This is a genomic window from Terrabacter aeriphilus (genome assembly GCF_039542985.1).
GTDB lineage: Bacteria > Actinomycetota > Actinomycetes > Actinomycetales > Dermatophilaceae > Terrabacter > Terrabacter aeriphilus.
This window is the reverse complement of the sequence record NZ_BAABIW010000016.1, coordinates 184,875-204,896: the sequence shown is the minus strand read 5'-3', so window position 1 is coordinate 204,896 and position 20,022 is coordinate 184,875. Positions and strand designations below refer to the sequence as shown.

Here is a 20,022-nt window from a genome sequence, read left to right as displayed (position 1 = left end):
CGCGGCGCCGACTCCCGCTCAGCCGTCCTGGCGGGCCCGGGCGCGGCCCCGCACCAGGAGGTAGGCCACGAGCGCGAGCAGCAGCAGGCCGCCGACGACGTATGCCGTCGTGCTGCCACCCGTCGACGACGACGCGGGCGCCGCGGCGACGTCACCGGCGGTCGTGGCCGAGCCGCTCGGCGTGGCGGCGGCCGACGGGGTGGCGCCGGGGGCGGCGATCGTCACGGGCTGGTCGGCGGCCTTGGCCTCCGGGGTGACCTCCTTGACGGCGCCGCCGCAGTCGGAGCCCGGGTAGCCGGCGACGCCGCAGACGAGGCCCTTCTCGACCCGCACGTCTCCGGCGGTGGCCAGCACGGCCGCGCTCGTCGCGTCGCTCGCGACGACGGCGCACAGGGCCCGGGGCTCCGGGGGAGTGGCGGCGTCGGCGGCGTCGGCCGAGCGGCCGAAGTCGACGACGAGGCCGACGCGCTTCTTGCCCGACTCGGCGGGCGTGCTCGCGCAGAGGGCGTCGAAGGTGAGGACGGCGCGGGGGTAGCGGGTCGAGGCCTCGTCGGCGACGGCGAAGCGCCAGCCCTCGACGCTGCCGTCCTTGGGCACGGTCTGGTCGGGGCCCTTCTGCGCAAACGCCCAGGCGCCGTCGGTGAGCTGGTAGAAGCCCCAGTAGCGGTAGGCAGCGGCCTGCGCGGGCCCCACGGTGAGGGCGGTGAGGCACGCCGCGACGAGGGCGACGAGCAGGACCCGGAGAGGGGCACGACGAACAGCGGACACGGTTTCCTCCTCGCGGTCGGACACCGTGTCGGGTCTGCGCTGGCGCGGCCCCGGCGGGTGACTCCGGTCCGCATTCCACGACAGACTGACAAAGGAGCCGGCAGGACGAGGGTTTTCCGACTTGGTCGTCCGCGCCTCGTTCGGCTGCGGGTGACGTCACGGTTGCGGGTCAGCGCCGGATTCCCACCGGCTTGCCCCATCGTCCTTCGGTAGGCGAACCGTGGCACGCGGCCACCCCGCGCGTCAAACGGCCGACCCGTAGGGTGGCGGGCATGAGTGCTGACTGGTCCTGGCTGTACCTCGACGCCCACGGCAACCCGATGACGGGGGAGGCCCTGAGCTCGACGACGTTCCCGACGCAGAGCGACGCCGAGAACTACCTCGGCGAGTCCTGGCGCGACCTCGTCGCCGCCGGGGTCGAGTCCGTCACGCTCCGCGAGGACGACGCCGTCGTCTACGGCCCGATGAGCCTGCGGGCGGCCGAGTGACTCCCGAGGTCGAGCCGCTCTCCGACGCGCTCGCGCGCGACCTGCGCCACCGCGTCGCCGAGGCGCAGCGCTCCTGGCGGTCGCCGGGCGTCAGCGCCGGTGTCGTGCGGGACGGGCAGCTCGTGTGGTCGGGCCACGTCGGGTCGGCCCGGCTCGGCGCGCCGGGTCGTGCGGGCGCGGGTGAGGGTGTGGCGGCCGACGACGACACGCAGTTCATGATCGGGTCGGTCACCAAGACCTTCACGGCCCTGACGGTGATGTCGCTGCGCGACGAGGGCCGGCTGTCGCTCGACGACACGCTCGAGACCTACCTGCCGGGCACCCGGCACGCGCGGGTTCCGTTGCGGCAGATGCTCGCCCACGCATCCGGCCTCCAGCGCGAGCCGGTCGGCAACATCTGGGAGAGCCTCCAGGCCCCGGAGCGCGAGGCCTTCCTCGCCGGCGTGGAGGAGGCGGAGCAGGTGCTGCCCGCCCACCACGCGTTCCACTACTCGAACCTCGCCTACGGCCTGCTCGGCCAGGTCGTCGAGCGCGTCACGGGGCAGGACTGGGAGCACGTCGTGCAGGAGCGCGTGCTCGGTCCGCTCGGGATGACGCGCACCGGCCTCGTGCCGGCGACCGACCGTGCGCTCGGCTACCAGGTCGACCCCTACGCCGGCACGGCGAGCGAGGAGCCGCTCTTCACGCTCAACGCGACGGCGCCCCTGGGTGGCCTCTGGTCGACGGTCGCCGACATGGCGCGCTATGCCGCCTACGTCGCGCGCCCCGACGACCGCGTCGTGCGCCCCGAGACGATCGACGAGATGTGCCGGCCGATCATCATGACCGACGTCGACGGCTGGGGCGGCGCCTACGGTCTCGGCTTCGGCATGGGCCGGCGGGGCGACCGGGTCTTCGTCGGGCACGGCAGGGCCATGCCCGGCTTCCTCACCGGCCTGCGGGTGCGCCGGCGTGACGGCATCGGCGCGGTCGTCTTCGCCAACGCCACGTCGAACGCCATGACCCTCGCGCTCGCGACCGACCTGGTCGAAGCGGTGCTCGACTCCGAGCCGTCGGCCCCAGCGCCCTGGGTGCCCGAGGCGGAGCAGCCGGCGCTCGCCGAGCTGCTCGGGCTGTGGTGGTCGGAGGGCTCACCGCTCACGTTCTTCGTGCGCGACGGCGGGCTGTGGTCGCGCCTCGACGAGCACGACCCGCTGTCCGAGACGCGGTATGCCGCCGAGGGCCCGGACCGCTTCCGGGCCGTCGAGGGCCGCGAGCGCGGCGAGGTGCTCGAGGTGGTGCGTGACGCCGACGGCTCGGTCGCCAAGCTCTACTTCGCGACGTATGCCGTGACCCGGGCCCCGCTCGCCTTCGCCGACCTCCAGGCCTGAGGCCGCCGCCGGCCCCGCACCCCTGCCCGCCGGCTGCAACCGCGCCACGGCGCACTTTCGGCCGGGTTCCGGTGCGGCTGGCGGCTGCAACTGCGCCACGGCGCACTTTGGGCAGGGTTCCGGGCCGGCTGGTGGCTGCAACTGCGCCACGGCGCACTTTCGGCCGGGGTTCGGGCCGGCTGGTGGCTGCAACTGCGCCACGGCGCACTATCGGCCGGGTTTCGGTGCGGCTGGCGGCTGCAAGTGCGCCACGGCGCACTTGCGGCCGGGGTTGGGTGTGGCTGGTGGCTGCAACTGCGCCACGGCGCACTTTCGGCCGGGGTTCGGGCCGGCTGGTGGCTGCAAGTGCGCCACGGCGCGAGTTCAGCCGCGGACGGCGTGCCCGCGGGCGGTGCGCGTCAGACGGTGGGGTGCTCGCCGCGGTTGACCTGCGGCTTCGGCATGCGCGTGCGGCGCATCTGGAAGGCGCGCATGATGGCGTACCAGGCGTCACCCTTCTCGGCCGCGCCGAACTTGTCCTCGACCTTGCGGCGGGTGCGCCGCCACATCAGCACGGCGTCGCCGACGGCGATGAGGATGAGGCCGTAGACCATGACGAAGACGATGAGCAGGGCCCAGTTCGTGCGCACGAAGCTGAGCAGCAGGACGAGCAGCATGACCGGGAGCATGAACTCGCCGATGTTCCAGCGGGCGTCGACCGTGTCGCGGATGAAGCGGCGGCGCGGGCCCTTGTCGCGGGCCGGCAGGTACTTCTCGTCGCCGGTCATCATGCCGGCGCGCTGCTTGGCCATCGCCTCGCGGCGGGCCGCCTTGTCCTGGGCACCGGCGGCCTTGCGGTCGGTCACGATGAGGGGACGCTTGTTGAGGGCCTCCTGCTCGCGCCGCTTGGGCGTGGGGCGGTTCTTCGCACCGGGGCGGGCCGGGTCGGCCGTCACCGTGGGGGCGAGCTCGTCGTTGAGGGTCTTCTTGCGTCCGAACACGGTGTCACTCTAAGCCGAACGGGCCCCGGGCCCCGCATCGCGCCGGCCACCGGACCGCAGCCCGCCCACCGCCAGACCACCGCCCGCCCACCGCCGGGCACACCGGACCCGCCGGTCGGTAAGGTCGCAGGCGTGACTGACGCGACGCTGACCCCTGACCAGATCGAGCAGATCCGCGCCCGCGTGGCCGAGCTCATGCCGCAGGTGCGGGCCGACCTCGAGGAGCTCGTGCGCATCCCGAGCGTGTCGGCCTCGTCGTTCGACCAGAGCCAGGTGGCGCGCAGCGCCGAGGCCGTGGCCGAGCTGCTCCGCCGCGAGGGCCTCGACGTCGAGGTCGTCGTCGAGGGCGGACGCCCGGCCGTCATCGGCCACCTCGACGGTCCCGAGGGCGCGCCGACGGTGACCCTCTACGCGCACCACGACGTGCAGCCCCCCGGCGACGACGCCGACTGGGACAGCGCCCCCTTCGAGCCGCAGGAGCGCGGCGGACGCCTCTACGGCCGTGGAGCCGCCGACGACAAGGCCGGCGTCATGGCCCACGTCGCCGCCCTGCGTGCGCACGCCGGCAACCTCCCCGTCGGCGTCACGGTCTTCGTCGAGGGCGAGGAGGAGTCCGGCTCGCCGTCCCTCGGCACGATCCTCGAGAAGCACGGCGACCGGCTCGCGGCCGACGCCATCGTCATCGCCGACTCCGGCAACTGGGACATCGGCACGCCCGCCCTGACGACGACCCTGCGCGGGGGCGTCAGGGCCGTGGTCAAGGTCGAGACGCTCGACCACTCGGTGCACTCGGGCATGTTCGGCGGCGCTGCTCCGGACGCCGTCACCGCGCTCGTGCGGCTGCTGTCGAGCCTGCACGACGAGGACGGCAACGTCGCCGTCCAGGGCCTCGACGAGTCCACCGCCGCCGACCTCGACTACGACGAGGCACGCTTCCGTGAGGAGTCGGGGCTGCTCGACGGCGTCTCGCTCATCGGCTCGGGCTCGATCCTCTCCCGGCTGTGGACCAAGCCGTCGATCACGACGATCGGCATGGACGTCACCTCGGTCGACAAGGCGTCGAACACCCTCGCCGCCCGCGCGCGCGCCAAGGTCTCGATGCGCCTGGCCCCGACCCAGGACCCGCAGGCCGCCTTCGAGCTGCTCGAGAAGCACCTGCTCGACCACGCGCCGTGGGGCGCGCGGGTCACCGTCGAGTCGGAGGAGTACGGATCGGGCTTCGCGGCCGACGCCGAGGGCCCGGTCTACGACGAGGCCCGCGCCTCCTTCGCCGACGCATGGGGCACCGAGCCGGTCGACATGGGCGTCGGGGGCTCGATCCCCTTCATCTCCGACTTCTCCGCCCGGTTCCCCGACGCGTCGATCATCGTGACCGGCGTCGAGGACCCCGACACCCGCGCGCACGGCGCCAACGAGTCGCTGCACCTCGCCGAGTTCGAGAAGGTGTGCGTGGCCGAGGCCGTGTTCCTCGCCCGCCTCGGCGCCCTGCCCCGCTGAGCCGGTCGGGGGGCGGTCGTCAGGACGTCGGCTTGCCCGCCCCCCGGTAGACCTGGTCGCGCAGCTCGAGGGCGTAGGCCTCGGCATCGGGCATGCCGAGGTCGCGCGCGGCCGCGATCTCGGCCTCGATGTCGTACGGCACCCGCACGAAGTTGACCGAGAAGCTCTGCGGCACGAGCGAGTCGGTGACCCCCTCGAGGATGCAGTAGGGCGCGCTCGGCCCGTCGAGGTGGTTGCCGACGGCGCCCGCGTTGAAGAGGAGCAGCCCCTCGTCGGCCTCGAGGTAGGCGCCGTGGATGTCGCCGTAGCCGACGACGTCCGGGGTGGTGCCCTCGGGCCACGCGTCGTCCGGGTGGGCCGGCAGCCCCGGCGCCCACGGGCCGGTGAAGTCGGTGTTGGTGAACATCCCGCGGAACTCGTCCATGGTGTGCTCCCAGCGCACCCGCACGAACTCGCTCGTCTGCGAGGCGTGGAACAACCGGATCCGCTTGCCGCTCATGACGAGGTCGTATGCGTTGGGCAGGGCGGTCAGCCAGGCGGCGTCCTCGTCGCTGATCTCCTCACGGGTCCACTGCCCGGCCGGGAAGCGGGGCACGTCGCCGCGCCCGACGAAGCCCTCCCAGTCGCCGATGAGGGTGTCCCAGTTGCCGCGGACCGTCAGCTCGCACGCCTCGCGCGTCAGCTTGACCGCCTCGGAGCCGCGCGGCCCCTTGCCCACGACGTCGCCGAGGCACAGCACGCGGGTGATGCCGCGCGCCCGGATGTCCTCGAGCACGGCCTCGAGGGCCGTGACGTTGCCGTGGACGTCGGAGATGACCGCGATGCGGTCGAGCGCGAGCGCCACGCCTCAGTCCTTCGACGTGTGGCCCGGGAGCGCGAGCATCCGGTCGAGCGCCGACCGCGCCTCGGCCGCCACCGTCGGGTCGACGCGGATCGGGTTGACGACCCGCCCCTCGACGAGCGACTCGAGCGCCCACACGAGGTGGGGCAGGTCGATCCGGTTCATCGTCGAGCAGTAGCAGACGTTCTTCTCGAGGAAGGCGATCCGCTGCTCGGGGAACTGCCGGGCGAGCCGCTGCACGAGGTTGAGCTCCGTGCCGACGACCCACGACGTGCCGGCGGGCGCCGCCGCGATGGTCTGGATGATCTTCTCCGTCGAGCCGACCTCGTCGGCGAGCTCGACGACCTCGTGGCGGCACTCGGGGTGCACGATGACCTTGACCCCCGGGATCTCGCGCCGGGCCGTCTCCACGGCGTCGACCGAGAACCGGCCGTGCACCGAGCAGTGCCCGCGCCACAGGATCATCCGCGCCGCCTGCAGCTGCTCCGGCGTCAGGCCGCCGTTCGGGCGGTGCGGGTCCCACACGACGCAGTCGTCGAGGGAGAGGCCGAGCTCGCGGACGGCGGTGTTGCGGCCGAGGTGCTGGTCGGGCAGGAAGAGCACCTTGCCGGTGCCCGTCCCGTCGAGCCCGACCCCGCCGACCTGCTCGAAGGCCCAGTCGAGCGCCGTGCGCGCGTTCGAGCTCGTGCAGATGGTGCCGCCGTGCCGGCCGGTGAACGCCTTGATCGCGGCGGACGAGTTCATGTAGGTCACGGGGATCGTCGAGCCCGCGACCCCCGCCGCCTCGAGCTGCTCCCAGCAGTCCTCGACCTGGGCGATGGCGGCCATGTCGGCCATCGAGCAGCCGGCGGCGAGGTCGGGGAGGATGACGCTCTGCTCGTCGCTCGTCAGGATGTCGGCCGACTCCGCCATGAAGTGCACGCCGCAGAAGACGATGTAGGGCGCGTCGGGGCGTGCAGCGGCGTCGCGCGCGAGCTTGAAGGAGTCACCGGTCACGTCGGCGAACTCGATGACCTCGTCGCGCTGGTAGTGGTGGCCGAGCACGAAGACGCGGTCGCCCAGCGCGGCCTTGGCCGCCCGCGCCCGCTCCACGAGGCCGGGGTCGGACGCCGCGGGCAGGTCTCCCGGGCACTCGACGCCGCGCTCGGTGTGCAGGTCGGTGCCCGTCCCGAGCACGAGGAGGGGGAGCGGGGCCGGTGCCGAGGCGGTGTCGGTCGTCATGCCCCAGATCGTATGCCGACGGCGGCGGCCCCCGGCGCGGGCCTCGCCCGCGTGCCGCGCACGCGCGTGCTTCGCCCGCGCGTGCCTCGCCCGCGCGTTCTTCGCCCGCGCGTGCCGCCTGCACGTCGACGGTGGGAGGATGCCGGCGTGCACGTCATCATCGCCCCCGACTGCTACACCGGCACCCTGACGGCCGGGCAGGCCGCCAGCGCCCTGGCCGAGGGGTGGGCGCGCAGCGCCCCGCACGACCGGCTGACGCTCGTGCCCCTCTCGGACGGCGGCCCCGGCTTCGTCGACGTGCTCGCCGAGAACCTCGACGGGGAGGTGCACGCCGTCGTCACGACCGACCCGCTGGGGCGGGAGGTGCCGGCGACGATCCTGCTGACGACCGGCGCGGCCGGGCGGACGGCATACGTCGAGTCGGCCCAGGCCGCCGGGCTGCACCTGCTCGCGCCCGACGAGCGCGACCCCACGGTGACGACGACGACCGGTGTCGGCACGCTCCTGCAGGCCGCCCTCGACGCCGGCGCCCGACGCGTCGTCGTCGGGCTCGGCGGCTCGGGCACCAACGACGCGGGCGCCGGGGTGCTGGCCGCGCTCGGCGCGGGCCCCGTGGCCCGGCTCGGGCGCGGGGGCCTCGCGCTCGGCGCCACGACGGCCGACGACGTGGCCGGGCTCGACACCGCGGGCGACCGCTTCCGGGGGGTCGACCTCGTCATCGCGAGCGACGTCGACTCGCCGCTGCTCGGGCTCAAGGGCGCGAGCGCGGTCTTCGGGCCGCAGAAGGGCGCGTCCGAGGAGGACGCCCAGCGCCTCGAGAACGCCCTCGGGCACTTCGCGAGCGTCGTCGCGCGGGTGCGCCCGCCGGCCCGCGACCTCATCACCGGCGCCCTGCTCAAGCCCGAGCGCGAGCCGGGTGCGGGCGCGGCGGGAGGCCTCGGCTACGCCCTGCACCTGCTCGGCGCGCGCCGCGTCTCGGGGGTCGAGGCGGTGCTCGACGCGGTCGGGTTCGCCGACCTCGTCGCGAGCGCCGACCTCGTGGTGACGGGGGAGGGCTGCTTCGACTGGCAGTCGCTGCGCGGCAAGGTCGTCGTCGGGGTCGCCGAGGCCGCGGGCCGCGTGGGCGTGCCGGCGGTCGCGGTGCCCGGCCAGTCGCTCGTCGGTCGCCGCGAGGCGATGACCGCCGGGCTCTCGGGCGTGTACGCCGTCGCCGAGCGCCCCGACCAGGTGGCCGCGGCGCTCGCGGACCCCGCCGCGCGCCTCGCCGACCGGGCGGCCCGGGTGGCCCGCACGTGGTCGCCCCCACGCGCCTGATCGGGCCCGGATGCACGGATCCGACCGCCCCGGTCGTATCCTGAAGCGGCAGGGAACACTTCCCGCACGGCGTGGGTTGTCACTCCTGACCCATGCACCACGACGTGAAGGACCACCACATGAGTGTCGAGACGAACGCATCTGCCGCCGAGGTTCAGACCGAGGCTCCCGCCCACGGTGTCGTGCTGACGGACGTCGCGGCGACGAAGGTCAAGAGCCTCCTCGAGCAGGAGGGTCGCGACGATCTTCGCCTTCGCGTGGGCGTCCAGCCCGGCGGCTGCTCGGGCCTGATCTACCAGCTCTACTTCGACGAGCGCACCCTCGACGGTGACCTCGTCCGCGACTTCGAGGGTGTCGAGGTCGTCGTCGACCGCATGAGCTCGCCCTACCTCGAGGGCGCGACCATCGACTTCGCCGACACGATCGAGAAGCAGGGCTTCACGATCGACAACCCCAACGCGGGCAGCAGCTGCGCCTGCGGCGACTCCTTCAGCTGAGCCGCACCAGCCGGACCACGACGAAGGGCCCGACCACACGGTCGGGCCCTTCGTCGTGCGCGGGGGCGGCCGTGGTCGGGGGAGGCGCCCCGCCGGGTAGGTTGCTCCCGTGCAGATCGCGATCACCGGCTCCATCGCCACCGACCACCTGATGACCTTCGACGGGCTCTTCGCCGACTCCCTCGTCGTCGAGCAGCTCGACAAGATCTCCCTCTCGTTCCTCACGCAGGACCTGCAGGTGCGTCGCGGGGGTGTGGCGGCCAACATCGCGTTCGGCATGGCCAACCTCGGCCAGCGCCCGGTCCTCGTCGGCGCGGTGGGCGAGGACTTCACCGACTACCGCAGCTGGCTGCAGCGCCACGGGGTCGACTGCGAGTCGGTGCACTACTCCGAGTCGCAGCACACGGCCCGCTTCATCTGCACGACGGACCGCGACATGGCCCAGATCGCGACGTTCTACGCCGGCGCCATGACCGAGGCGCGCGACATCGAGCTCGCGCCGGTCGCGCGCCGGGTCGGCGGCCTCGACCTCGTCGTCGTCGGGGCCAACGACCCCGAGGCGATGCTGCGCCACTCCGACGAGTGCCGCAGCCGCGGCATCCCGTTCGCGGCGGACCCGTCGCAGCAGCTCGCGTTCTGCGACGGCGAGACGATCGAGCGGCTCGTCGACGGCGCCGAGTACCTCTTCACGAACGAGTACGAGAGCCACCTCGCGTGCCAGAAGACGGGCTGGAGCGAGGAGGAGCTGGGCAACCGGGTGCGGGTGCAGGTCAAGACCCGCGGCAAGGACGGCGTCACCGTGCGCGTGCGCGGGGAGGAGCCGATCGAGGTCGGCATCGCCCGCGAGGTGCGCAAGGCCGACCCGACGGGGGTCGGCGACGCGTTCCGCTCCGGCTTCCTCACCGGTCTCGCCGCCGGCCTGCCGCACCGCCGGTGCGCCGAGCTGGGCTCGATGCTCGCCACCTACGTCATCGAGACCGTCGGCACGCAGGAGTACGTCCTCGGCAAGGCCCGCTTCCTCGAGCGGCTCGCGGAGGCCTACGGCAGCGACTCGGCCGAGGAGATCGCGCCGCACATCACGTGCCCGCGGCCGTGAGCTCGTGCCCACCCCGCCGCCGTCGACTCCCTGGGACTTCGCCCTCGACCGGGTGACCCCGGGGGAGGACCTCGTCGGCATCGGCGCGGACCTCGACGTGGCCACGCTCTACGAGGCCTACACCGTCGGCGTCTTCCCGATGGGCATCGGCGACCACGGCGCGGAGCCGATGGGCTGGTGGAGCCCGGACCCCCGCGGCATCCTGCGCCCGAGCGAGCTGCTCGTCAGCCGGTCGCTGCGCAAGTCGCTCGCGCACTTCGAGGTGCGCGTCGACACCGACTTCGAGGGGGTCGTCGAGGCGTGCGCGGCGCCCGACCGTGACGGCCGGTGGATCACGCCGGAGATCGCCGAGGCCTACCTCGCCCTCAACCGCGCGGGGTGGGCGCACTCGGTGGAGACGTGGCAGGACGGCGAGCTCGTCGGCGGGCTCTACGGGGTCGCCATCGGGGGCCTCTTCGCCGGGGAGTCGATGTTCCACCACGTGCGCGACGCCTCCAAGGTCGCCCTCGTCGGCCTGCGCGACCTCCTCGTCGCAGACGGCGACCCGCGCCGGCTCGTCGACGTGCAGTGGCAGACGCCGCACCTCTCGTCGCTCGGGGTGCGCGAGGTGCCCCGGGAGGAGTACCTCGCGGCGCTCCCGACCGTGCTCAGCGCCCCGCTGCCGGCCCGCTGGGCCTGACCACCCCGACGACGTATGCCGTGTGGTCGCCCTCGTCGCGCGCGCCGACGAAGCGGTGCCCCCGCATCCGGCACCACGCCGGCACGTCGTGCGCGGCCGCCGGGTCGGTGGCGAGCACCGTGACCTCGAGCACGGTGGGGTCGTCCTCGACGAGCCGCACGAGGCGGGCGAGGCGGATGACGGGCAGCGGGCACCGCTGACCGCGCGCGTCGACGACCGGGGGATCGTCGGGGGCGGTCACAGGTCGCCCACCCCGAGCCGGTCGCGCACGGCCCGCACGGTCGGGGCGACGGTCTCCACGAAGGCGTCGACGTCGGCAGCGAGCGCGGGGGAGACGGCGGGCAGGGGCAGGGTGACGCGCACGTTGCCGTGGGTCAGCACCCCCATCGCCGCCAGCACGTGGCTGGGCTCCAGGGTGCTCGACGTGCACGCGGAGCCGCTGGCGACGGCGAAGCCGGCCGCGTCGAACGCCCCGACGACCGCCTCACCGTCGACATAGAGGCTGGAGAAGGTCACGACGTGGGGGAGCCGGTCGTCCGGGTCGCCGACGACCTCGGTGTCGGGCACCTCGGCGGCCGCGGCCCGGATGCGGTCGACGAGCGCGTGCGCCGCGGGGGCGTCGGCCGGCCGGGTGGCGGCCGTCTGCTGCCATGCCTCGGCCGCGGCCAGCGCGAGCGGCACCCACGGGGTCACGTCGGTGCGGCCGTGCTCCACGTCGGCGCGGGCACCGTCCCAGTGCCAGCGCACGCCCTCGCGGACGACGAGCACACCGAGCGGGGGACCGCCCCACGAGCGGGCGTCGCCGACGAGCACGTCCCACTCGGTGGGCGCGGTGTCGCGGCCGAGCCCGGCGCTCGCGTCCACGAGCAGCGGCAGGCCGTGGGCCGCGGCCGCCGCCCTGGCCTCGCCGAGGGGCTGCCGGGTGCCCACCTCGCCGTTCGCGCTCTGCAGCGCCGCCACGACGGTCGCCGGGTGGGCCACGGCCGCGGCCCAGGCGCGGAGGTCGACGCGGCCGCGCGCGTCGACCGCGACCTCCTCGAGCAGCGTCGGGTCGGCGGCGGCGGCCGCGCGGGCTCGGGCCGGCACGAGCACCGCGGAGTGCTCGACCGCGGAGGTCACCGTGCGCGCGCCACGCCGGCGGGCGGCATACGTGATGCCGTCGACGGCCCGGGCGAGCGCGGTGGGGCCGCTGGGCAGGAAGCTCACCTCGCCGGGGCGCGCCCCGAGACCGGCCGCGACGACCTCGCGGGCCCGGTCGAGCAGCCCGCGGGCGCGGCGACCCTCGGCGTGCAGCCGGGCGGGGTCGGCCCACCCGACGTCGACCGCCGCGAGGAGGGTCGAGCGGGCGGCCGGGTGAAGCGGTCCGGCGGCCGCGTCGAGCAGCCGGCGCGGGGCTGCGGGCCGCTCCGGGCCGCGTCCGGCACCGGGTCCAACGTTCGTTCCCGGATCGTGACTGGCCACTCCGCAACGTTAGCCGCCCCCTGCGGACACCGTGACAAGTGGGGCGGTAGGGTTGCGCCGTGGGCCCTGGCTGCCCTGACGGATTGACTGGGATTGACGGGAACACGTTCGACGCGCGCCTCGCGCGCCCACGTATGGAACGAAAGGTGCACCTGGTGCCTGAGCACGAAGACACCCCAGCGGCGACGCCGGTGGTGACGTCGGTGGTAGGCGGGACCGGGCGGCGACGCACCGGTCTGCGTGTCGCCGGGATCGTGACCCTCGCGGGTCTCGCCCTCAGCGGATGCCAGGGCAAGGTGTCCAACGGATACCTGCCCGAAGTGGTTTCCGACAGCGGCCAGCGGGTGACGGACCTCTGGGTCGGCAGCTGGATCGCCGTGCTCGGCGTCGGCGCCATCACGTGGGGCCTGATGCTCTACGCCGCCATCCGCTTCCGCAAGCGCAAGGGCGACGAGACGCTCCCCGTGCAGTTGCGCTACAACGTGCCGATGGAGCTGCTCTACACGATCATCCCCGTCTTCATGGTGGCCGTGTTCTTCGCCTACACCGCGCGCGACGAGGCCGCCCTCGTCGACACGAGCACGAAGAAGGACCTCACGGTCAGCGTCGTGGCCAAGCAGTGGAGCTGGGACTTCAACTACGTCGACTCCGACGTGCACGAGAGCGGTGTCCACACCGAGCTCGACGGCACGACCGGCAAGCGCGACCAGATGCCCGTGCTCTACCTGCCCGTCAACAAGCGCGTCGAGTTCGTCCTCAACGCTCGTGACGTCATCCACAGCTTCTGGGTGCCGGCGTTCATGATGAAGATGGACATGCTCCCGGGCAAGACGAACAAGTTCCAGCTGACGCCCACCCAGGTCGGCACCTTCCAGGGCAAGTGCGCCGAGCTCTGCGGCGCCTACCACTCGCAGATGCTCTTCATGGTCAAGGTCGTGCCGCAGGCGCAGTACGACCAGGAGATGGCGCGCCTGCGCTCCATCGGCCAGACCGGCCTTATCCCCGTCGACGTGAGCCGCGAGAAGATGGTCCCCGCCGACGCCGACAAGATCCCCGCACCCGCACGCTCTGGGAGCAGCTCATGACCTCCGCAACCCTCAACCGTGAGGCCCAGGCGACCGGCGTCAGCGCCGCCCGCCCGCGCCTGCTCAAGGGGCAGACGTTCGTCAAGTGGGTGACGACGACCGACCACAAGGTGATCGGCAACCTCTACTTCGTCACCTCGTTCGTCTTCTTCCTGCTCGGTGGCCTGATGGCCCTGCTCATCCGCGCCGAGCTCATGGCCCCCGGCCTGCAGATCGTCGACAACCCGGAGCAGTACAACCAGCTCTTCACGATGCACGGCACGATCATGCTGCTGCTCTTCGCGACGCCGCTCTTCGCCGGCTTCGCGAACGCCGTCATGCCGCTGCAGATCGGTGCGCCGGACGTCGCGTTCCCGCGCCTCAACATGTTCGCGTACTGGCTCTACCTCTTCGGTGGCCTCATCGCCTCGATCGGCTTCCTCACCCCGCAGGGTGCGGCCGCCTTCGGCTGGTTCGCCTACGCGCCGCTCTCCGACGTCAGCTACTCGCCGGGTCTGGGCGGTGACCTCTGGGTCTTCGGCCTCGCCCTCGGTGGCTTCGGCACGATCCTCGGCGCCGTCAACTTCATCACGACGATCATCTGCCTGCGCGCGCCCGGCATGACGATGTTCCGCATGCCGATCTTCACCTGGACGGTGCTGATCACCTCGCTGCTCGCGATCCTCGTCTTCCCGATCCTCGCGGCCGCGCTCTTCGCGCTCGGTGGCGACCGGCGCTTCGGGATGCACATCTTCGACGCCGAGAACAACGGCGCCATGCTGTGGCAGCACCTCTTCTGGTTCTTCGGGCACCCAGAGGTCTACATCATCGCGCTGCCGTTCTTCGGCATCATCAGCGAGATCCTCCCGGTCTTCTCGCGCAAGCCGATCTTCGGCTACAAGACGCTCGTCTTCGCCACGATCGCGATCGCCGCGCTGTCCGCGAGCGTCTGGGCGCACCACATGTACGTGACGGGGCAGGTGCTCCTACCCTTCTTCGCGGTGATGACGATGCTCATCGCCGTGCCGACCGGTGTGAAGTTCTTCAACTGGATCGGCACGATGTGGGGCGGCAAGGTCGTCATGGCCACGCCGATGCTGTGGTCGATGGGCTTCCTCGTGACGTTCCTCTTCGGTGGCCTGACCGGCATCATCCTCTCGAGCCCCGCGCTCGACTTCCACCTCTCCGACAGCTACTTCGTCGTCGCGCACTTCCACTACACCGTCTTCGGCACCGTGGTGTTCGCGATGTTCGCCGGCTACTACTTCTGGTGGCCCAAGCTGACCGGCCGGATGCTCGACGAGACCCTCGGCAAGATCCACTTCTGGATGCTCTTCATCGGCTTCCACCTGACCTTCCTCATCCAGCACTGGCTCGGTGTCGAGGGCATGGCGCGCCGCTACGCGGACTACCTGCCCGAGGAGGGCTTCCAGGCCGCGAACATCGTCTCGAGCCTCGGCTCGTTCCTGCTCGGTGCCTCGATGATCCCGTTCGTCTACAACGTCTGGAAGACGTGGCGCACGGCGCCGCTCGTCGAGTCCGACGACCCGTGGGGCTACGGCGCCTCGCTCGAGTGGGCCACCTCGTGCCCGCCGCCGCGGCACAACTTCACCTCGCTGCCGCGCATCCGGTCCGAGCGCCCCGCGTTCGACCTGCACCACCCGGAGGCCGCCAGCGGTGGCGGGGCCATCGTCGCCGACCAGAGCACCCTCGTCCAGGTCATGGGCCCGGCGGACGTCGCCGAGCACGAGACCGCCAGCACCACGAAGCGTGAGGACTGACCCCGATGCGTGTCGAGACCAAGCTCTTCCTCTACCTGTTCGTCTTCTTCGTGCCGATCACGCTGATCTACGGCTTCTGGTCGAAGTGGCAGGAGCCGATCGGCGTCACGGCCCTGATCCTCACGGCGCTGCTCTTCGCGCTGAGCGGCTTCTACCTGGCGATGACCGGCAAGAAGCTGCCGCTGCGCCCGGAGGACAACGCGTCCGGTGAGATCGAGGACGCCGAGGGCAACTACGGCTACTTCGTCGCCAGCTCCTGGACGCCGCTGTGGCTCGCCGGCTCGGCCGCGATCATGTTCGCCGGCCTCGCCGTCGGCTGGTGGCTGTTCATCATCGGCGCGTTCCTCGCCATCGTCGCCGTCTGCCTCTGGGTCTTCGAGTCCTTCTCGGGCGAGTACTCCATCTGAGGTGTCGCCCCGCGCCTCGTGCGCGGTCGTGACGCAGCACAGCACGGGCCCCGGTCGTCGCGACCGGGGCCCGTGCTGCATCCTCGGGCGCAGGGCGATGCCGCATCACGGTTGGCACGGCCGGTGGCCCCGTGGGCATGACGAAGGGGAAGGCGCGAGGCCTTCCCCTTCGTGGCGATCGGCGCCTTCACGGCCCTTCGGGCTCGTGGTGCGATCGTGAGGGATTGAACAAGGCGAGCACCTCCGTCCGATCCGGTTCTGCTGTCCTTCGACGGTAGATCACGGGCGGCCCGGCGTAAAGGGTCGCTCCCGGGCGAGCGCAGGATCTGTCCCGCCCGCGAGACCTCCTCGCGGTGCGCCCGTCCGGGTCAGCCCCAGCCGAGCTCGTGCAGCTGGTCGTCGTCGATGCCGAAGTGGTGGGCGATCTCGTGCACGACGGTGACGGCGATCTCGTGCTCGAGCTCCTCGGCGTCGGCGCACATCCGCCGGAGCGGGCCCGAGAAGATCGTGATCCGGTCGGGCAGTGAGCCGGCGCCCCACCAGCCGTCGCGCTCGGTCAGGGGAGTGCCGTCGTAGACGCCCAGCAGGTCGGGGTCGTCGGCGGGTGGCTCGGCCTCGACGAGCACGACGACGTTGTCCATGGCGCGAGCCAGCTCGGCCGGGATCGAGTCGAGGGCGCGGGCCACGGCCTCCTCGAACGCGGCGTCCGACGGCTCGTCCATGCACCGAGTCTGTCACGCGTGGGAAGGGGCCCCCGACGGGCGGCACGTACGCGCCCTCGCTCGACCGGGTCCCCTCCGGGGGGCTGACACAGCTGTCTGAGGGGCGTAGGGGCCCTCCACAGGGCTCCTACGCCCCTCCAGGGGCCTGGTGCGCAGCCGTGGGTTCAGTTGCCGTCGGAGTCGCCGTCACCGCTCGCGGGCGGGGGCGTCTGGGAGACGGCGTCGCCCCACGCGGCCTGGGCGCCGCTGTGGCCGATCCGCACGACCTGGACCGAGGTGCCGACAGCTGCGACGAGGCCCAGCACGGCCGCGCCGGTGAGCAGCCACCGGGCGGCGCCACCCGTCCGCGTGGTGGCCGCCGTGGTGGCTGTGCCGGTGGCCGTCGGGGTGGTGCCGGCCTCGCCCTCGTTCCGGCTGGTGCGGGCGCCCCGCTCGCGCCGGCCGACGACGTAGAGGGCCACGGCGGCCACGGCGAGGGCGATCACCCACGGCAGCAGTCCCTCGGCGAGCTGGGAGTGGGTCTCAATGAGGTCGCTCTGCTCGACGCGCCGCTCGAGCGCCTCGCCGGACTCCGTCGAGAGGGGAGTGAGCACGACGGCTGCCACCGCGAGGGCGACGGGCAACCAGCCGCTCCAGCGGCGGAACCGCGGCCAGACGGCCGCCAGCAGCACCGCCACGGCAGCCGCCGGGACGACGACGGTGGTGGCGTGCACGATGAGCGGGTGGACGGGCAGACCGAAGACGGTGTCGAGCATGGGGTGCCTCTCGTGGGAGCAGCGGGGGACGACCGATCGACCCGATGCTTGCGTCACCGTCTCAGAAACTTCTCATAAGGGTGGAAAGCCCTGGTACATGACGAGAGGGACCTGCCCGGTGGGCAGGTCCCTCTCGTCATGGCGGCTCGAGCCGCAGCCGACTCAGTCGTGCTGCTTGTCGGCCTTGATCGTCTCTCGCTCCTGGCCGGCACCGGTGGCCTCGACGGCCTCGATGGCCTCGTGGTCGCCCGGAGCCGCGATGGCGCCGTGGTCGTCGTGCGCGTGGTGGGCGGCCTCGAGCTCCGAGGGCGTCGGCGGAGCGACGCGGTCCTTGAAGTAGAAGTTCGAGAACTTCGCCCGCAGGCGCTCCTTGCGGGCCACCGGGCTGTCGACGCCGTTCTCGTCCTTGGCGGCCGAGAGCTGCAGCGGCTCCGGCGACTCGTGCTGGACCAGGGGCCAGCGCTCGTCGGGCGTGAGCGGGGCGTGGATCTCCTCGAAGCGACCGTCGGCGTGACGCCAGATCGTGCCCGTCTCGCGGCCGTGGAGCACCTTCTGACGGTCGGCGCGCTGCAGGCTGAGGCAGATGCGCTTCGTGATCCAGAAGGCGATCGGCGGGCCGACGAAGAAGAGCACACGCAGGGTCTGCGTGATGTCGTTGATCGACAGGTGCAGCTTGATCGCCATGAGGTCGTTGCCGGCGGCGAAGAACAGCACGACGTACATCGTGATGCCGGCGATGCCGATGGCGGTGCGCGTCGGCGCGTTGCGCGGGCGGTCCAGCAGGTGGTGCTCGCGCTTGTCACCGGTCACCCAGGACTCGACGAACGGGTAGGCGCCGATGATGCCCCACATGACGGGCAGGAGCAGGATCGAGCCCGGGAAGATGTTCATGCTCCACGTGAAGCCGAACGTCGTGAACTCGAGGAAGCCCGGCAGCAGGCGCAGGGCGCCGTCGGCGAAGCCCATGTACCAGTCGGGCTGCGAACCGGCCGTCACGGGGGACGGGTCGTAGGGGCCGTACGCCCAGATCGGGTTGATCGTCACGACCGCCGAGATGAGCGCGATGACACCGAAGACGATGAAGAAGAAGCCACCGGCCTTGGCGATGTAGACGGGCAGGAGCGGGTAGCCCACGACGTTGTTGTTCGTGCGGCCCGGTCCGGGGAACTGGGTGTGCTTGTGCACGAAGACGAGCAGGATGTGCGCCGTGAAGAGGCCGACGAGGATGGCCGGCACGAGCAGCACGTGCACCGAGTAGAGGCGCGGGATGATCGCCTCGCCGGGGAAGGCCCCGCCGAAGATGAAGTAGCTCATGTACGACCCGATGACGGGAACCGACTGGACGAAGCCGTTCATGGCGCGGATGCCGGTGCCGGAGAGCAGGTCGTCGGGGAGCGAGTAGCCCGCGAAGCCCTCGATGCAGGCGAGCATCGACAGGATCGTGCCGAACACCCAGTTGATCTCGCGCGGCTTGCGGAAGGCGCCGGTGAAGAACACGCGGGCCATGTGCACGAAGACCGAGACGACGAAGATCAGGGCGGCCCAGTGGTGGATCTGGCGGATCAGCAGGCCGCCGCGGATGTCGAAGGAGATGGCGAGCGTCGAGCGGTAGGCGTCCGACATCGTCACGCCCTGGAGCGGGACGTAGGAGCCGTCGTAGACGACCTGGCTGGCGCTGGGCACGAACCAGAAGGTGAGGAACGCACCGGTCAGCAGGCAGACGATCATCGAGTACATCGCGATCTCGCCGAGCATGAACGACCAGTGGTCGGGGAAGACCTTCTTGGCGAGGAAGGAGACGCCCTTGGCTGCGCCCAGGCGGTCGTCCATCCACCCGGCGATGCCGCCCAGCGGCTTGCTCGCCGTGGCGCGCTCGTCGGCCTGACGGTCGCCGGCGCGCAGGGCGTCAGCCGGGCGGGTGTCGTTGATGGTGCTCATCGCGCACGCTCCCAGAAGCTCGGTCCCACGGGCTCAGCGAAGCCCTCGGGGGCGACGAGGTAGCCCGCGTCGTCGACGGTGATCTTGAGTTGCGGCAGCGGCCGCTTGGCCGGGCCGAAGATGACGGCGCAGTCCTCGGTGAGGTCGAACGTCGACTGGTGGCACGGGCAGAGCAGGTGGTGGGTCTGCTGCTCGTACAGGCCGACGGCGCAGCCCACGTGGGTGCAGATCTTGGAGTAGGCGACGACACCGTCGACGCCCCAGTCCCTGGCCTTCTGCACCTTGATGTCGTTCGGGTCGAGGCGGATGAGGATGACCGCCGCCTTGGCCTTGGCCTCGAGGACGTGCTTGCCCTCGTCGATGTACTTCTGCAGCGTCTCCGGCATGACGTGGAAGACGGAGCCGTTCGTGACCTCGTCGAACTTGATCGGGGTCATCTCGGGGTCCCGCATGAGCCGGATCGGCTTGCCGCCGTTGTCCTTCGGGTCCCAGATCGTGTGCTTGAGCTCCTCGACCGTGACCGGGCCGAGCGAGCCGGCGACCTGCAGGCCGAGGGGGAGGGCGAAGAGCCCGAGGGCCCCGCCGAGGGAGTACTTGATGAGCGGGCGGCGCGCGAACTGCGTCGACTCGACGCCCTCCTTGACGACGGCGACGGCCTTGGCGCGCTGCTCGTCGGTGGAGGCCTGCAGGTGGCGCTCCTCGCTGACCTCCTCGTCGGACATCAGCGTCTTGGCCCAGTGCACGGCACCGATGCCGATGAGGAAGATCGCGAAGCCGAGCGACAGGCCGAGCACGACGTTCTGCGTCTTGGCCCGACCGATGCCGGGGAAGAAGAAGACCGACTCGTCGGGGATCGCGAAGTAGCTGACGAGGAAGACGAGGGTCGCGAGCATGGAGAGGCCGAAGAGCGTCGCGACCTGGCGCTCCGCGCGGCGGGCCGCCTTGGGGTCGTCGTCGGCCTGGCGGTGCACGTGGGCCGGCAGGCCCGGGTTCTCGAACCGGTCGGCGTCGCGGACCAGCGACGCGGGGAGCAGCTCGTGGCCGTGGTCCGAGCTGTCCGAAGCGGGCACGAGGGCGCTGCCCGTTCCGGGATCCGTGGTCTCGTTGTGGTTCATCGGGTGGTGGTCCTGTCGTGGTTCTTCG

At 72.1% G+C, this 20,022-nt stretch carries 20 protein-coding genes and 1 riboswitch; of the genes, 10 read left to right on the top strand and 10 right to left on the bottom strand.

Annotated elements, in window-relative coordinates:
- Window positions 1-18: 18 nt before the first annotated feature.
- Window positions 19-768 (bottom strand): SCO2322 family protein, encoded by a 750-nt coding sequence (locus tag ABD979_RS12730; RefSeq protein ID WP_345507851.1) that lies wholly within the window; start codon window positions 766-768, stop codon window positions 19-21.
- An 89-nt stretch (window positions 769-857) separates the two neighbouring features.
- A riboswitch (cobalamin riboswitch) is annotated at window positions 858-1,016 on the bottom strand.
- Window positions 1,017-1,040: 24 nt separating this feature from the next.
- Between ABD979_RS12730 and ABD979_RS12725 the strand changes: the two genes are divergently transcribed.
- Both ABD979_RS12725 and ABD979_RS12720 read left to right on the top strand, forming a co-directional pair.
- Entirely contained in the window at window positions 1,041-1,256 is a 216-nt protein-coding gene (locus tag ABD979_RS12725; RefSeq protein WP_345507850.1) for a hypothetical protein, read from the top strand.
- Window positions 1,253-2,626 (top strand): serine hydrolase domain-containing protein, encoded by a 1,374-nt coding sequence (locus tag ABD979_RS12720; RefSeq protein ID WP_345507849.1) that lies wholly within the window; start codon window positions 1,253-1,255, stop codon window positions 2,624-2,626. Before ABD979_RS12725 ends, ABD979_RS12720 begins: the two co-directional genes overlap by 4 nt.
- 398 nt (window positions 2,627-3,024) lie before the next feature.
- On the opposite strand, the gene ABD979_RS12715 is transcribed toward ABD979_RS12720, so the two are convergent.
- Window positions 3,025-3,606 (bottom strand): DUF3043 domain-containing protein, encoded by a 582-nt coding sequence (locus ABD979_RS12715; RefSeq protein ID WP_345507848.1) that lies wholly within the window; start codon window positions 3,604-3,606, stop codon window positions 3,025-3,027.
- A 132-nt stretch (window positions 3,607-3,738) separates the two neighbouring features.
- Between ABD979_RS12715 and ABD979_RS12710 the strand changes: the two genes are divergently transcribed.
- Entirely contained in the window at window positions 3,739-5,103 is a 1,365-nt protein-coding gene (locus ABD979_RS12710; RefSeq protein ID WP_345507847.1) for a dipeptidase, read from the top strand.
- Between the two features lie 19 nt (window positions 5,104-5,122).
- Here the strand turns inward: ABD979_RS12710 and ABD979_RS12705 are convergent, their stop codons facing one another.
- Entirely contained in the window at window positions 5,123-5,947 is an 825-nt protein-coding gene (locus ABD979_RS12705; RefSeq protein WP_345507846.1) for a metallophosphoesterase family protein, read from the bottom strand.
- Between the two features lie 3 nt (window positions 5,948-5,950).
- Complete coding sequence (gene nadA / locus ABD979_RS12700; protein WP_345507845.1) at window positions 5,951-7,165, bottom strand: quinolinate synthase NadA; 1,215 nt, start codon at window positions 7,163-7,165, stop codon at window positions 5,951-5,953.
- Between the two features lie 147 nt (window positions 7,166-7,312).
- On the opposite strand from nadA, the gene ABD979_RS12695 reads away from it, so the two are divergent.
- The 4 genes from ABD979_RS12695 (at window position 7,313) to aat (ending at window position 10,751) form a co-directional block, all read left to right on the top strand.
- Window positions 7,313-8,479 (top strand): glycerate kinase family protein, encoded by a 1,167-nt coding sequence (locus ABD979_RS12695; RefSeq protein WP_345507844.1) that lies wholly within the window; start codon window positions 7,313-7,315, stop codon window positions 8,477-8,479.
- A gap of 119 nt (window positions 8,480-8,598) precedes the next feature.
- Window positions 8,599-8,976, top strand: a complete 378-nt coding sequence (gene erpA, locus ABD979_RS12690) for an iron-sulfur cluster insertion protein ErpA (protein ID WP_345507843.1) — start codon at window positions 8,599-8,601, stop codon at window positions 8,974-8,976.
- A gap of 109 nt (window positions 8,977-9,085) precedes the next feature.
- Window positions 9,086-10,072, top strand: coding sequence for a carbohydrate kinase family protein (locus ABD979_RS12685; protein WP_345507842.1), 987 nt, complete (start codon window positions 9,086-9,088; stop codon window positions 10,070-10,072).
- 4 nt (window positions 10,073-10,076) lie between these two features.
- Entirely contained in the window at window positions 10,077-10,751 is a 675-nt protein-coding gene (gene aat, locus ABD979_RS12680) for a leucyl/phenylalanyl-tRNA--protein transferase (RefSeq protein ID WP_345507841.1), read from the top strand.
- Here the strand turns inward: aat and ABD979_RS12675 are convergent.
- Window positions 10,720-10,992, bottom strand: coding sequence for a sulfurtransferase TusA family protein (locus ABD979_RS12675; RefSeq protein ID WP_345507840.1), 273 nt, complete (start codon window positions 10,990-10,992; stop codon window positions 10,720-10,722). The two genes, aat and ABD979_RS12675, sit on opposite strands and share 32 nt — an antisense overlap.
- On the bottom strand, window positions 10,989-12,212 hold the full coding sequence (locus ABD979_RS12670; RefSeq protein ID WP_345507839.1) for a cysteine desulfurase family protein: 1,224 nt from the start codon (window positions 12,210-12,212) through the stop codon (window positions 10,989-10,991). The genes ABD979_RS12675 and ABD979_RS12670 overlap by 4 nt, the downstream gene beginning before the upstream one ends.
- A gap of 134 nt (window positions 12,213-12,346) precedes the next feature.
- Between ABD979_RS12670 and ctaC the strand changes: the two genes are divergently transcribed.
- The 3 genes from ctaC to ABD979_RS12655 are packed head-to-tail and all read left to right on the top strand — an operon-like array spanning window position 12,347 to window position 15,464.
- The gene (gene ctaC, locus ABD979_RS12665) at window positions 12,347-13,297 is read left to right on the top strand and encodes an aa3-type cytochrome oxidase subunit II (RefSeq protein ID WP_486389410.1); all 951 of its coding nucleotides are present in this window, start codon (window positions 12,347-12,349) and stop codon (window positions 13,295-13,297) included.
- On the top strand, window positions 13,294-15,057 hold the full coding sequence (gene ctaD, locus ABD979_RS12660; protein WP_345507837.1) for an aa3-type cytochrome oxidase subunit I: 1,764 nt from the start codon (window positions 13,294-13,296) through the stop codon (window positions 15,055-15,057). The genes ctaC and ctaD overlap by 4 nt, the downstream gene beginning before the upstream one ends.
- Before the next feature lie 5 nt (window positions 15,058-15,062).
- On the top strand, window positions 15,063-15,464 hold the full coding sequence (locus tag ABD979_RS12655; RefSeq protein ID WP_345507836.1) for a cytochrome c oxidase subunit 4: 402 nt from the start codon (window positions 15,063-15,065) through the stop codon (window positions 15,462-15,464).
- Window positions 15,465-15,832: 368 nt separating this feature from the next.
- Here ABD979_RS12655 and ABD979_RS12650 read toward each other — a convergent pair whose 3' ends face one another.
- From ABD979_RS12650 to qcrA, 4 genes are all read right to left on the bottom strand, one after another.
- Window positions 15,833-16,186: a metallopeptidase family protein gene (locus ABD979_RS12650; protein WP_345507835.1), complete on the bottom strand. Its 354-nt coding sequence runs from the start codon at window positions 16,184-16,186 to the stop codon at window positions 15,833-15,835.
- Window positions 16,187-16,350: 164 nt separating this feature from the next.
- Entirely contained in the window at window positions 16,351-16,941 is a 591-nt protein-coding gene (locus ABD979_RS12645) for a DUF2231 domain-containing protein (protein WP_345507834.1), read from the bottom strand.
- Between the two features lie 162 nt (window positions 16,942-17,103).
- Window positions 17,104-18,879: a cytochrome bc1 complex cytochrome b subunit gene (gene qcrB, locus ABD979_RS12640; protein WP_345507833.1), complete on the bottom strand. Its 1,776-nt coding sequence runs from the start codon at window positions 18,877-18,879 to the stop codon at window positions 17,104-17,106.
- Window positions 18,876-19,994 carry a cytochrome bc1 complex Rieske iron-sulfur subunit gene (gene qcrA, locus ABD979_RS12635; RefSeq protein WP_345507832.1) on the bottom strand — a complete coding sequence of 373 codons (1,119 nt, stop codon included), beginning with the start codon at window positions 19,992-19,994 and terminating at the stop codon, window positions 18,876-18,878. The genes qcrB and qcrA overlap by 4 nt, the downstream gene beginning before the upstream one ends.
- Window positions 19,995-20,022: the final 28 nt, after the last annotated feature.